The 14,330-nt window shown below is 47.6% G+C and carries 11 protein-coding genes; 7 read left to right on the top strand and 4 right to left on the bottom strand.

What is annotated here, in order from left to right; genetic code table 11:
• Position 1: 1 nt before the first annotated feature.
• The gene (locus LL912_RS17020; protein ID WP_235554783.1) at positions 2–1,765 is read right to left on the bottom strand and encodes a histidine kinase; all 1,764 of its coding nucleotides are present in this window, start codon (positions 1,763–1,765) and stop codon (positions 2–4) included.
• A 144-nt stretch (positions 1,766–1,909) separates the two neighbouring features.
• Between LL912_RS17020 and LL912_RS17025 the strand changes: the two genes are divergently transcribed.
• From LL912_RS17025 to LL912_RS17055, 7 genes are all read left to right on the top strand, one after another.
• The gene (locus LL912_RS17025) at positions 1,910–4,963 is read left to right on the top strand and encodes a sensor histidine kinase (protein ID WP_235554784.1); all 3,054 of its coding nucleotides are present in this window, start codon (positions 1,910–1,912) and stop codon (positions 4,961–4,963) included.
• A gap of 121 nt (positions 4,964–5,084) precedes the next feature.
• Positions 5,085–5,420, top strand: a complete 336-nt coding sequence (locus LL912_RS17030) for a PadR family transcriptional regulator (RefSeq protein ID WP_235554785.1) — start codon at positions 5,085–5,087, stop codon at positions 5,418–5,420.
• A 1-nt stretch (position 5,421) separates the two neighbouring features.
• A complete protein-coding gene (locus tag LL912_RS17035; RefSeq protein ID WP_235554786.1) occupies positions 5,422–6,126 on the top strand; it encodes a hypothetical protein in 705 nt (234 codons plus the stop codon).
• 2 nt (positions 6,127–6,128) lie between these two features.
• Positions 6,129–6,815 (top strand): hypothetical protein, encoded by a 687-nt coding sequence (locus LL912_RS17040; protein WP_235554787.1) that lies wholly within the window; start codon positions 6,129–6,131, stop codon positions 6,813–6,815.
• A 216-nt stretch (positions 6,816–7,031) separates the two neighbouring features.
• Positions 7,032–7,262, top strand: coding sequence for a hypothetical protein (locus LL912_RS17045; RefSeq protein ID WP_235554788.1), 231 nt, complete (start codon positions 7,032–7,034; stop codon positions 7,260–7,262).
• Positions 7,262–7,561 (top strand): type II toxin-antitoxin system RelE/ParE family toxin, encoded by a 300-nt coding sequence (locus LL912_RS17050; protein WP_235554789.1) that lies wholly within the window; start codon positions 7,262–7,264, stop codon positions 7,559–7,561. The genes LL912_RS17045 and LL912_RS17050 overlap by 1 nt, the downstream gene beginning before the upstream one ends.
• Before the next feature lie 42 nt (positions 7,562–7,603).
• The gene (locus LL912_RS17055; protein WP_235554790.1) at positions 7,604–8,977 is read left to right on the top strand and encodes an alpha-L-fucosidase; all 1,374 of its coding nucleotides are present in this window, start codon (positions 7,604–7,606) and stop codon (positions 8,975–8,977) included.
• A gap of 29 nt (positions 8,978–9,006) precedes the next feature.
• Here the strand turns inward: LL912_RS17055 and LL912_RS17060 are convergent, their stop codons facing one another.
• From LL912_RS17060 to LL912_RS17070, 3 genes are all read right to left on the bottom strand, one after another.
• Positions 9,007–10,482, bottom strand: a complete 1,476-nt coding sequence (locus LL912_RS17060) for a S41 family peptidase (protein ID WP_235554791.1) — start codon at positions 10,480–10,482, stop codon at positions 9,007–9,009.
• A 239-nt stretch (positions 10,483–10,721) separates the two neighbouring features.
• Positions 10,722–11,780, bottom strand: a complete 1,059-nt coding sequence (locus LL912_RS17065) for a tetratricopeptide repeat protein (protein ID WP_235554792.1) — start codon at positions 11,778–11,780, stop codon at positions 10,722–10,724.
• 36 nt (positions 11,781–11,816) lie between these two features.
• Positions 11,817–14,204: a TonB-dependent receptor gene (locus LL912_RS17070; RefSeq protein ID WP_235556527.1), complete on the bottom strand. Its 2,388-nt coding sequence runs from the start codon at positions 14,202–14,204 to the stop codon at positions 11,817–11,819.
• Positions 14,205–14,330: the final 126 nt, after the last annotated feature.

The following is a 14,330-nucleotide window of genomic DNA, read 5'->3' on the forward strand; positions in this document are numbered from 1 at the left end:
TTTATGAGCCGTTGCTTCCGGCGGTCACCGGTTCAAACAGCGGTTGCGGAACAGTGATAATGGTTGTACTTAAGGTTGCATGTTCTTCGGTGATCACGGATATTTTACGTTTACTATTCCGGTTAAAAAGCCGGATCCGCTCGTACAGCGAATTGCGCTCATCCGATGTGCTTTCATCAACATCCGCTTCCCCTGGCACTGCATTACCCGTTATGGCTACGGTTATCACTACGGTAAGTACGTCTGTACCGGGATTAAACTGCACCTGCAGTTTACCCGGTATTCCATGATCCAGGAGCCGTTTATACAGCTGTTTCTCCACGATAGCATGTGTAAGCAGCGGAAGCAACTGCTGGTTAGGGTCTGCGTTTGTTGCAGTCACTTCATATTCCAACAGGTCGGGAAAGCGGCTTTGCTCCAGCCAAAGATAGGCTTTCAGCAAGGCTATTTCGTCTGCCAATGTAATAACCGTTTCATCGCCAAACTGGATCAGTTTTCTTAAAAAGCCGGAAAAACGCTTAATATACTGGAGCGTCAGCCGGTTATCTCCTCCCATAACAAAATACTGTATCGCGTTTAGCGAATTGAACAAAAAGTGCGGATTCATACGGGTTTGCAACACTTTTAACTGCAGCCTGCGATTCATCTGGTCAATCTGCGCATTTTGCGCACTGATCAGCTGATTGCGTTGTTTCAGCGCACTGTTTAGCCGTTGCTTGGTGCGAAATCTTGTATAAAGCAGCAGTATGAACACAACCGAGCAACCCAGCAGCAACAACGTCATATTGCGATACCACTGCTGTCGTTCCAGTTCAACTGCAGCATCCATCAGCCGGTGGGTTACTATTTCGCGTTCCTTGGTCAGCAGGCCGATATCATCTGAGCTGTCCTGATCGTCATCAGCCGCCGAAACACCCAGGATGATCGCCGCCACCTCTTCTCCCAGGTATTTCCGGATCAGGGACGCCACCAATGTATGGCATTCCTCAGAATTAAAATAAGCGGTTACCGGGGCCTCCCAGTCGCTGTTTTTCGGATATATTGCCGCAAATCCCTCGCGATGAACATCAAACAGCCGCTGGCGCTTAATCTTATATCCCCTTTGCAGGGCCACCACATAAATGGCCACCGGCACATAGGCCATCGACCCCGGGGTTTGTGACACCCGCTTTAAAATTGCATAATCATCCGTATCGTAAGAAACCGGCAGCGCCGGAAAATATTGCGTCTGCAGTTGCCGGAGGTCCGTTTCCATGGTAGTACCACGCTGCGTATACCCGTGCAACGATTTTACTTGTGTACGAAAGTCCGCCCGGCTTTCAAATACAGGCACCTGGTTATTGGTTACAAGTACGTTGAGATCCGGCATATAGGGCGGTGAAAAGCGAACATCCTTCTTTCGCGCTTCTGTTATGGAATAATAGGAAACGGCAAAAATCCCCGGCCGGGCAGCATCCCTGATAAGGGGGTAAATGTCTTCAAATGCACTAACTTCCTTCCAGTTAATTTCGAGCTGCACGTTGTAATGCTTCTTCAGAAAGGTTTTGAGCCCCTCCATTAATTCATACTCCACGCCTATCAGCGTTCCCTCTTTGGTTCTGTAAATAAACGGCTCGATTTCATCCCAAAGCACCGTAATGGTCCCCTTTCCCTGCCCGGATACGCTTTCCCAGGAATCCGCCTTTGATTGCGCAGACGCTGCAGCACCTGTGAAAAGAATGAGCAATAAACCCGTTAATAATCGTTTGATACAGGAAATAGACATTCCTTGTTTTTTGTAAAGATGCATCAAATATAACCAAGCCGGCATTTGATTTAACAAAACTGGCATTTGAGTTAACGAAATCGGGGCCGTTTTTTTGACCAACCGGAAGTGATGAACTAACTTTACGCTCTCGTTTATAACAAAGTGCGCCTCATTATCCTTATACTGCTTTGTTGTACTTCTCAGATCCGGTTGCCGGCACAAACACTTAGTTTCAGACACCTGAATAGTACAAATGGGTTGCTTAGCGACCAGGGGATCCAGTTTTGTGAAGACCGCCTCGGACGCTTGTGTATTGCTACCGACGAGGGTGTAAATGTGTTTGACGGCCTACATGTTGACAGCTATACTTCATATAATAAAAGTGGTATTGGAAACAGCCGCATCAAGGCAATTTATTGTGACCGTCGCGGTACTTTGTGGATTGCAACGCCGGTAGGCATTCAATACAAAAGCGAAAATACCGCCGTTTTTTTAACCCTTCCCAACCCAGGGAAACTGCCGCTTGAAAAGGTCGTTTTTATACGGGAAAGCATGTCGGGTTTGCTTTTGCTTACCAGGGATAGTGCCTTCCTTGTACCGCACGGAGCACAGGTACGGCCACTTAACAAATTGTCGGCCATCATTAAAAACTATAACGAAATACTCGCGGTAAGCCATGTGGAAAAAGATGTCTGGCTGTTGGGTGTACGCGGAGAAACCCTGATGGTGGATCTTTCAAAAGAGCTGCTGATCCGTACCTTTTCTTATCATAATGCATGGAGTTTGTGCAGAGTGAACAATGACGAATGGCTGGCCTGCAGCCTGGCCAGGGATACCGTGGTATTGATGAATATCCGTTCGGGAAAAACAGAGCTTGTAAACAGTTGGCGTACCCAAAGAGGTGAAAAAATTACCGGATATGGCAGCGAAATAGCAAAAATCAACGACGAAGAATACGCCATGGGGTCACGGTATCACGGGCTGTATATTTTAAATATCCGTAAGAAAACGGCAGTACAGTATATCAATGACCCGGACGATCCATCATCTGTTGCGAGTAATTTTATCCGTCGCGTAATGGTTACAAGCACGGGGGTGCTTGCCGTACACGGCAACGGGGTTTCCTACAGCAGTCTTGACCCTCCTGCGATGGCCTCCGTATTGTCTTTTTCCGACCGCAGGGGAAAAAAATATAAGGATGTGGTGAATTGTTTTTACCAGGATGCCAGGGGGCAAATGTGGATCGGCACCAATGGATATTTGATTAAATGGAACCGGGGAAACGCAATCAGTACTTTTTATCCCTACTATGATAAAGGCACCGGCCCTTTCATGACCCGTACACTGCGCGCGGTTATCCCGGACCGGAAAAACAGGCTGTGGATCGGGGCGTTTGGATCGGGGCTTGGAAGAATGCTACCCGACGGCCGTATTGAAAAAACCGTTTTTTCGGCAAAGCTGCAGAACGAAAAGCTAAGCAACGAATTTCACAGGATCACCGCCGATAAAAATGGGAACTTCCTTATAGCCACCGGGGCTCAATTCTATATGCTCAATCCCCTTACCGGCAGTGTTCAAACGTTCGCAACCCACCCAACGCTCAAACAAATTGTGAACGGTTATACCACACATTTTTTTGCAGACCGTTCCGACAACTGGTGGTTTGCACAGAGCAGGGGATTGAGTTATTATGACCGGCAAAAGGACCGCTTGTATACAATCCTTCCACCGGGGTCGCAAAAGGATAACAATATCTTTGCCGTAGAGCAGGACTCTGGCGGAATGATTTATGCATGCGGCTATTATGGTGTTTATATCATAGACCCTCAAACCAGACAAATCAAAAAAACGATCAACAAATATTCGGGGCTTGAATCATCCTACGTTGTGGGCTTGTTGAAGGATCTGGAAGGAAATATATGGATCATCGGCAACCGGGGACTGGCCTGTTACGCCCCGCAAACGAGAGCCCTGACCGTTTTCGATGAAAAAGACGGGCTCATACAAAGCAATCATCGTGTATCGGCCTATTACCTGACACCGGACGGAGAAATGTTCATCGGTACACAAACGGGATTTAATCATTTCTACCCCTCAGCGCTTAAAAGAAAAGCTTATGTTCCCAAAGTCTATATCACCGGTTTACAGGCAGGTAATCAGAAGCGGAGTACCCTAAGCAACAGCGGGCCCCTGGTTTTCAACCACCAGGAAAACAACCTGGTGTTTCACTATTTAACAGTGGACTACCGCAACGGCAATGCGATCAGATACCGTTACCGGCTAAAAGGGTTTGATACGGCATATATTGATGCATTCAAAGAACGACAGGCTCGGTATACCAATCTTCCACCCGGTAGCTATCATTTCCTGGCGGAGGCCTCGGTAAATGGAACGCATTGGTTTGCAGCCGCCAAACCGGTATATTTTTCCATAACCCCGGCGTTTTGGACAACCTGGCAATTCCGTTTACTGGCCCTATGCCTGGCATTATGCATCATATTTGCATTATATAAATGGCGTATTGCACAAATTAAAAAAGAGAGCCGCCTGCGGCGCGATTTTGAAATACGGTTAAATGAACTGGAGCATAAAGCCCTGCGCACCCAGATGAATCCGCATTTTATATTCAATTCGTTAAACACCATTAATTCTTTTATCAACAGCAATGACCGGCTCCAGGCCAACCAGTACATCAGCAAGTTTTCGCGGCTGGTACGGTTAACGCTTGACCATTCCCGTTCGAAGAAAATATTTCTGAAAGATGAACTTGAGGTAATAAAAATATATGTGGCGCTGGAACAACTACGATTCGACCAGCGTTTTAGCTATACCATTGATGTGCAAAATGTAGATGCAGACACCATCGAAATCCCTTCCATGATCATACAACCCTTTGTGGAAAACGCCATTCTTCATGGGTTACTGCCTTCCACTCGCGAAGGAAAGCTGAAGATCGCAATCGCTGAAATGCAGGGAATGCTTTTAGTAACAATTGAGGATAACGGCATCGGAAGGGCTGCTGCCCAGAAAAATAAAGAGCAGCTCAATTTTAACCGCAAATCGCACGGAATGGATATTACCCTTAAACGGATTGAAGCCTTTAATAGTCAACATCAGGTATTTAAACCGGTACAGGTAACAGATCTTAAAGATGAACAGGGCGCAGCAACAGGCACCCGCGTTGAAGTGCTGCTGGCATTATCAACCGCTTTTTAATAAAAAGCAGCCGGAGCGTAAACCGCCGTTCTAAAACATTTTTTTTCGCCCCCCAAAAAAATCAAATACCTAAAATACTTATGTATCGATTTCTTATGTATCTTTATGCAAGAAATCAATTATGGTGAACAAGACCAATTTATACAAAGGTTGTCTCGAGCCTATCCTGTTAAAGCTGCTGAAAGAAAACGGGCGCATGTATGGATACGAGATCACCCAGAAAGTAAAAGAGCTTACAGCGGGGGAGCTAAAAATCACGGAAGGTGCCTTATATCCTCTTTTGCACCGGCTGGAAGCGGAGGGCATCCTGGAAGTGGAGATGGAAAACCTGGGTAACCGGGTACGTAAATATTATTCGCTGACGGCATCGGGCAAAAAAGAACAGGCGCGATCTATGATCGAACTGGAGGCCTTTAAAAATACGCTGCAGCTGATCTTTAACCCGAAACTGGCCTAGGATGCTTACTAATAAGCAAATACAATACCTCGAACAGTTCTGCGAACAAAAAGGGGTACAGTATTACGACCTGCGGATGGAAATGGTGGATCACCTGGCTACGGAATTAGAAGAGGAAATGCAACGCCGCACAGATATCAATTTTCCTTCGTTGGTGCATCCCGTTTTTGAATCATTTGGTAAAAACGGCTTTCGTTCCATTGTGGAAGCAAAAGAAATCAGTATAGAGGATGCATATACCCGATGCCACCGCAACTATTTCTGGTCTTTTTTTACGCCTCCTAAAATGATTCTTACACTATTTATGGCAGTTTGTTTGTGTTTGCCGTTCGTTTACGCCGGTGAAAAAGTGATCTTGCAGATGCACCGGGTCTATTATCTGTTGATGGCCTTTATTTGTGTACTTACCATACTTGGAATAGTATTACAACCAGGCCGAACCAGCAAGCCCTTATTCCTTTTAAAAGGTGTAAAAAGAAAATCGCTGTGCCGCAATACCGGACTTCTCCTGGTGTTATTCGTAAACGGGTACACAACCCTTAAAAAAGATATCCCCGGGGATTTTAAACTTTTTGCTATGATTTTTCTTTTGTTTGTAACGATCATGTATTCTTTAATATTTATTGCCCGGTATTATGCAGTGATAAAAATATACGCAAAAGCCAAACAGGACTACCCCCTGGCATTCATGAAAAAAACTTTCTAAACATGCTTACAACCGAACAAATACAAACATTGGATCAGTTCTGCCAGAAAAAAGGCGTACACTATTATGATCTCCGGCAGGAAATGGTGGATCATCTAGCAGAAAGCATAGAGACCGATATAGCTGCCAATCCGAAAACAAATTTTGACCAGGCGCTCCATCGCGTATACAGCGCCTTTGGCATTTCCGGTTTTTCAAATGTGATCCGGCAACGCGAAGAAGCGGCACGAAAAGCCTGCCGTCAAAAAGAGCTCCGGCTTTTCAGGGAATACTTTACATTTCCGAAAATAGCACTGTCGCTGCTGGCCTTTTTACTGTTGCTTACCCCGGTATTCCTGTTTAAAATAGAGAATGCGAAGCTGGTATACGGCGCTTATTGTATCTTTTTATTCTTTTTCAGTATTGCGGCCATTGCTTTTGTACACATCCGTTTTAAGCGCCCCACCCAAAAGCTGCTGTTGTTAAAACATACCGGCAGCTTCACCGTTTTCGTGGGTCTCTTCCAGGTGCCCAACCTCTATTTTAACCTGGCGGTGAACGGTTTGGAAATCGACATCAACCATACTCCCTGGTTCAACCCGGTGATGGCCGCATTTTGTGCCCTGGCGATCGTATTTACCATGGCCCGCTACCATGCTTACAAGGCCATTTATGCAGACGCCTGCCGGCGGTATCCGTTAGCGTTTTAGCAATAGCCTGCTTTAAGGCCCCATCGAAAGTCGTATCTGGACTGTACTTTTCCTCTCCCGAAACCGGAAGATCCCGGCAGCGCATTGTATCCTTTCATTGCAAGCAATATTGAACATAAAATCAATGAATTGCGCATTACCATACCAACAACTGTGGGCTGAGCACCTCAAACTTAGTTTCAAATATTAGCACTAAATTTGTAGAAACTGAATATTATGGCAAGCGTATTAGATAAAGAGATGATTAATTATTTTACCCAGTTGAATGAGGCAGAAAAAAAATCCATAGTACAAATGCTGAAAGCCTTTTTAAAGGGCCGCCAAACGGTTCCGGATCGCGTGACTATTGAGCAATATAATAAGGAGATAGAAGCGGCTATGGAAGAAGTGAAAAATGGGAATACGTATAGCCATGAAGATGTAGTAACAATGGCAAAAAGCTGGTGATGGTAAAACGGAAAATAACCTGGACTAAAAGCGCGGTCCGTCAGCTAAATGAAGCGATTGCATATATCCGACATGATTCACCTCAAAATGCCGAGAAAGTAAAAGAAAGAATATTGGAAAAAGTGGGACTGCTGGCAGACAATAAAGTTGTACATCGCAAAGATCCCCACAAGAAAAACAACGATGGTAAATACCTATACCTTGAAGTGTCGAAATATCGGATTGTGTATTATACAGCACCGAAGGAGGTCTTTATAATCCGGCTACGGCATACAAGTATGGAGCCCACCAAATATTAGTTTTCTCTGCTAAATCTGCACTTCCTTATCAACATTCTGCACATGAAAAAAGTTTTTTTTTCAAAATTAATATTGCTTACGGTAATACTGCTTACTTCTTTTACCGCCCGCAGCCAGCAATACCAGCCTACCTGGGAGTCGCTGGAATCAAGACCCACACCAGAATGGTATACTCATGCCAAGTTCGGAATCTTTATCCATTGGGGCTTGTACAGTGTTCCCGCCTGGGCCACCAATTCAAATGCCGATGGCTTTGGCAGCAACTATGCGGAATGGTATTGGGAGCGACTGAACAATACCAAGCTTAAGATCCATAAAGAATTTGTCGACTTCCAGAACCGCGTTTACGGTCCTGGTTTTAAATACCCCGATTTTGCGCCGTTGTTTAAAGCGGAACTGTTTGATCCTGTAAAATGGGCGCAGCTCTTTAAAGATGCCGGGGCTAAATATGTAGTGCTCACCAGCAAGCATCATGATGGTTTTGCACTCTGGCCCAGCCGTGAGTCCTGGAACTGGAATGCCGTAGACGCCGGTCCGCACCGCGATTTGGCCGGGGATCTTTCAAAGGCCGTAAAGAATGCCGGCTTGCATATGGGCTTTTATTACTCACTGTATGAATGGTACAACCCGCTGTATAAAACGGATGTGACAAACTATGTAGATCAGCGTATGTTACCGCAGCTAAAGGACCTGGTAAACCGTTACCAGCCGGATGTGATCTGGGCCGACGGCGATTGGGATCATTCCGATACGGTATGGAAGAGCCGTTCCTTTATCCATTGGTTGTATAACGAATCTCCGGTAAAAAACACGGTAGTGATCAATGACCGCTGGGGAACCGGCAATAAACACTACGGTACTTTTAATTCCACCGAATATGGAAAGGGAAATGCCGGTCTGCACAAACCCTGGGAAGAATGCCGGGGCATTGGTGCTTCTTTTGGTTTAAACCGGAATGAAAACCTGGAGCAATACCAAAGCAGCAGCAGCCTGGTGCACATGCTGATCGATATTGTGTCGCGCGGAGGTAACCTGCTCCTCAATATCGGCCCGGCCGCAGACGGCACCATTCCCGTGATTATGCAGCAACGGTTGAAAGACATAGGCGACTGGCTCAACGTGAATGGTGATGCCATTTATGGCACCACGGCCTGGACAACGGCGCCCAAGCAAACCGATTCCACCATCCGTTTTACGCGAAAAGGGCATACGCTTTATGCCATTGCCACTACCTGGAAAGAATTGCTACTGGTAAAGGGTATTCAAAAAGCATCCGGCATCCGCTTGCTTGGTGTTCCAGGGAGGGTCGGTTTCCGTTCAACAGCCGGCGGTATTACCATCCACGCCCCACAGGTTACACCCGCCAATAACCCCAGCCCTTATGCATGGGTGTATGAAATAGAGGGTGCATTTTAATAACAACGGTTGATGAAAAGACAAGATTCTTATTTTTCTGAGGAGCGGATTTGTTCCTTCACCTTTTCCATCTTGTAGTCCCGCCCCCGGCGTATATCTTCAATAGTAGGCTGTACCAGGATCTCCGGCTGCACGCCTTGCCCGTCTTTTGGAAGGTGCTTATCCCTGACCATCCGGAAAAGGGGAAGCCGGAAACGTATTTTGGTTGCCGGCAGGGTTACATCGGGAATCAGCAGGGCGCTGTTCCCATAAGCGCCGCCGCCGGTAGGTTCTCCCAGGACGATTATATTCTGCTGGGCCTTTAATCCGCCGATCACCAGTGAGGTGGCCGAAAAGGAATTGCCACCACTGAGCAGGTACACCAACCCCTCATAATGGTTTTTTTTCTTTGGCCGGAAATAATGCTTTTCGTACCAGGTGAAATGGAAATACCCGTCGGTCTTTTTATGGGTAGCTAAACGCATAAACCATTTCAGCGCCAGGTCATTGCTGATAAAACGGCTGTAGGCAGAGCTGCGGGTGCGGGCATACAGCGAATCTGCCAGTTTGAAGGGCCGGTTGCTGAGGTATTTCATAAACAGGTTGGAATTGCCGACCCTGCCGCCTCCGTTACTTCTCAGATCCACTACCAGGTTCGGTATTTTTTGCCGGCGTAGTTTCCGGAAAGATTGCCTGAAAAACGACCGTAATTTCAGCTTTTCAGAAAAACTGTTCAATTCCATAGTGGCAAAACGGCCGCTGCTGTCAATTATCAGTGATCGCTCCTCCTGCAACCGTCTGCTGCGCGGTTCCCGTTGTTGCTTTGATACTGCATGTGACTTCCGGCTGGTATCCACCGGAGGGCGATAAGGCCGGATCAGACGTTCGTGCGATGTACCGGTGCTATCGCGGAATCCGAAACGCAGGTCCCTGGGCCAACCATAGATCCACGTATATAATGCCCCGAAATAGGTACCCGTGCTCAATCGCTGGTCCTTTGCTGTACGGTTCCCTCCATCTGCCGGTATATAGCTCCGCAGGCTGTCCAGCACAGTTTTCACCGGTTTGCCTCCAACGGAATCGATCAACGCACCCCGGACCAGGCTGCTGTCGTTTTTAAAAATATTATACGCCACCGCCATGGTATCATTCCAGGTTTTTACATATACGGGAAACACATCCTTCGTTTTCAGTGTATCCAGGTATTTTGTATATTTTTTTGAAGCGCGTACGGATGTGTGCCCGCAGCCGATCTGTGTCGCCACTTTCGTCAGCACTCTACGAAACTCCGGTTCAGTAAGACTATCCTTAAGCTGGAGATACCCGTTGTCAAACACGCTGTCTATAACAGCTTTGGATGTATACCAGTACAAAGAAGGATGCCGTTCTTCCAGAATGTTTCGGAAAAGGTGGTAATCGGCCTGCAACTGCTGCAGACTGAATTTCTTTTGAGGATTAAACGCCACCCTGCCTGTTTTACAGGAGTACAGCACTATACCCATAAACAAACCGATCCACCATTTCATGCCAAAGCCGCTTTTACAAATAACCGATGTAATTGCTGCAAACTACAATTTATAGGCTACATATCATGAGTGGCGTCTCAATTTTCATGGCCATTGCTTAGTATGGCAGGATGACGTTTCCGCAAAAAATGCGGAGCGGATCCGGTATATGAATGCCGCTGACGCACAGACCGGCACCCAAAAAAACGTGTCAGAAAATCTGCGCGTCAGCAGCAGTAGCGCTTTACAGTCGCGGCCCATCAGGGCCTTAACCCGTTCAGCGAATAGATGTCTCTTGTTTTAAAATACTGGACCCAATTGTAATTTTTGAACCGGTCCTGGTCGGCCGCGCTCATTTTATGACAGCTCGAACAGTTATAGCCGGAACTGGCAATGATCACATTGTCGATCCCCTGATGGGCCGGATCTAAAAATACCGTCGTGTTCCGCTCCGCATTCTGGATCCGTTTTTCCAGCACGTCCTTAAAAGCCCAGGTATTGTAGTTGGGCGATGCCTTTGCAAGGGCATATATTTTTTTGGCGGTTGCGGCATCACCCGTCCGTACGATCATATCCCCCATGTTTAAAAAATAGCCTTCGATATTATGCGGTGCAATCCAGCTGTTGTAACAGGCCCGTTTCCTGCCCAGGTTATGGCCGGAAAGATCGCGGTTGATGAATGCCTGGATGGCCGGGTTTGAGCGGTCTACAGAGGCCGTGTAACAATCTTCTAAAGTGGTCCATTGCCATTCCAGTGCCTGCTGAAAAAGCGGTGACTGTACGGGAGCGCCTGCAAAAGAGATCCCGATTGTAAATTTATTAAACTCCGGCCAGGCATTAATCGACTCCACTCCCCTGGTATACCCCTGCTGCTGAAGTTCCTGGGATTGAAGTATTCCCGCATGCGCCATTTCAGCGTCTGCCAGGAAACCCAGCACCCGTTTGTCATTGGGATTCATCTGATAGGCCTTTGCAAAAAACCTGCGGGCGTCGGCCACATGGCCGGGAATCTCTTCCGGTGAAACGCCGCCCCTCATCCCTTCAGACAGCAGCCAGAACCGCGCAAACCCGAGGTGCGCCGTAGCGATCAGGTTGGTTGAATCTTCCTGATACTGCTGCTCCAGCTTATGGATCACGGTCTTCACATTTTCAATATTCCCGGCATGAAACTGTTCCCAGAAATAATGGTTTTGCGGATCGTTCACCCGCTCGTAGAGTTTATCAAATGCAGACTTTTCGGTTTTATTCTTTCTGCAAGAAAGGATGGACACTGTGCCGGCAAGGATCATGCAGGCCAGCACAAGGATACTTTTTTTCATTTTCGGTTGATTTATTTATACATGTAATAAAGCTGGTTAAAAGGTGAACCGGAAGTAGGGTACAACCAGGATGCCTGGCTGGTACTGGTTCACTACTTTTTGTGTTTTCCGGTCGTATAGTTGCACAAAAAGATTCTGCCGGTTGATAAGGTTGCGCAGGTCAACGCCACCTTCCAGGGTAGACCGTTTAAAATTACGGCGGCCTCCAAGCTTAAGATCGGTGCGGAAGTACGGAGATTGTTTGATAGAATAGGGATTGCGGTCTTCATCATAGGTGGTACCCCTGCCAGAGGCCGACGCATGTTCATCCACCGGGGAGGCATAACGCCCGCCCATAACCGTCATCCGCAGGCTTATGGAAAAAATATGTTGATCGCCCTCCAGGCGGAAGTCCTTACCCGTAAGAACATTTCCAATGTAATGATTATTGAAGGTGGTGTTCCGCTCTATTCCGTCGCTCCCTTTATACTTCGACTGGAAAAGGCTTCCGGTGATCAAAAAATAATAATCCCGGTTGAAGGTCTTTTCCAGTGTAAGGTCCAGTCCATAGTTGGCTCCGGTGCCTTTATTAACCAGGCTGTCTTTTAAAATGATACCAAAACCGGCGCCTTCATTCAGCATGGAAAAACCGGAGGGATAACGGGTTACGGGCACGCGGGATAATTGTTGGTAATAGGCCTCCGCTTTTAACTGCAGGGATGAAGCCTGCCGGTTGGCATAGCTCAATACCCACTGGCGGCTGCGCGTAAAGCCTAGTTGCCGGTTGGTATGCACCGGCTGGTCGTTAATATAGGATCGCTTAAAGTACACAACGGGGCTTTGCATCTGCGCATGCGTTCCATAAGCCGTGCTGATCGTTTGCCGGCCCGGCAGGTCGTACTGCAGAGATGCACGGGGCTCTATTGCATTCGCCCCATTAAGGCTCAGCTGTTGATAATGAAGCCCCGCGGTTAATGTCAGCCGCTCTGTAAACCGGTGTTTGAGCTGACTGAAGGCCTGCAGCAACGTGGTACGGGTGTCTTCATCGATCTGGATGGTTTCGCTTTCGTAATTGCCATAGATCCGTTTATCAAACAGCCGGTACTGAAAAGCGGTTGCCGTAACGCCAGAAAGCACACTGCTTTTAGCGTTGAATTTATGTGCCAGGGTATACGCGATCTCATACCGGGAGGTATTGAACCGGCTTTCTCCAGTGCGGAAGGCTTCACGGGTTTGTTCACTGATCGAATCGGCCAGTCCTTTTTCAGTGGCCCTGTTGATACCGATGCTCAGTTTCCCAAACGTTTTCCGGTTGAAGTTGGTCTCCAGGCTCACCCCGCCAACACCGGTAAAAAACCGGGAGAAGAGATTGGTGTTTTCAGCACCGTAAAGATTTTTGTTATTTGCGGTGTCAGCCTCGTTCCCGAGGAAATCAATTTTGCTGGGGCCACCCATTCCCCAAAGAGACAGGGTATTTTTTGCCGACAGCGGGATGTGGATCTTAAAACTCAGATCCTGGTATTGCGGAATAGAGGACCCGGTGCCTACATTAAAACCGATGGCCTGCAGCAACCCAACAGTAGAATACCGGTAGTTTACCAGGTAAGACGCCTTGCTCTTCCGGGAAAAAGGCCCCTCGATGCCGGCCTCAAAACCGGCAAAACCGATCTCCCCGACCATTTCGGTTTTTTCGGAGTTGCCATTCCTTAGCCGCAGGTCAAATACACCACCCAGGGCATTGCCGTACTGAGCCGGAAAAGCACCGGCTATAAAATCGGATTTCGCCAGGCTGTTGGCATTTAAAATGCTCACTGGACCGCCGGTGCTTACCAGGGAACCATAATGGTTGGGGTTGGCAATATTTACACCCTCCACCTGCCATAAAAGCCCCAGCGGTGAGTTGCCCCGCACTACAATATCATTGCGGCCGTCTGATGCATTGGCCACACCCGCCATCCCGCTGATCATGCGGGCTGGATCTCCGATAGCACCGGCAAAACGACGGGTATCTGCCGGGTTGAACACCGTCCCGCTAACGGTGATCATTTCATTGTTGAGGTTACGCCTGCTCCGTGTTTGCACCGTCACTTCGTCTAAAACCGTGGTTTTTTCTGGTAGCAGTATGGTCAGTTGCGCCTCCTTTCCCGCGGTTACCAGTACTTCAGGTGCTGTACGGGGCTCATAACCGGTATGCGTAACAACAAAACTATAACGGCCCAGGGGTACCTGCAGTGCAAAATAGCCGTTTTTGTCAGACAGGGCCTGTGGCCGGCTGGTGCCCGAAACCGTGATCGTGGCACCTTCGATCGGGAACTGGGTCACATCATCCAGCACCCGTCCCCGCACCAATTGGGTTTGGTTGGTCTGTGCCTGCAGCAGGGAATGATTAAAAAACAGGAAAAAAAGGGGCAGGATCGCACTCCACCAAATAGCAGCCGGATTCATTCGCACAAAAACAAGTTTAAAAGATAAAAATTGATTTTTTTGCAAATATGGGTGTCGTACCTGCGCAAATCGCCCCACCAAATAGGGTGGCACCTCTAAAAACGATCCTTTTTGTTAATGAATTCC

The sequence above is a fragment of the Niabella agricola genome (genome assembly GCF_021538615.1).
Taxonomy (GTDB): domain Bacteria; phylum Bacteroidota; class Bacteroidia; order Chitinophagales; family Chitinophagaceae; genus Niabella; species Niabella agricola.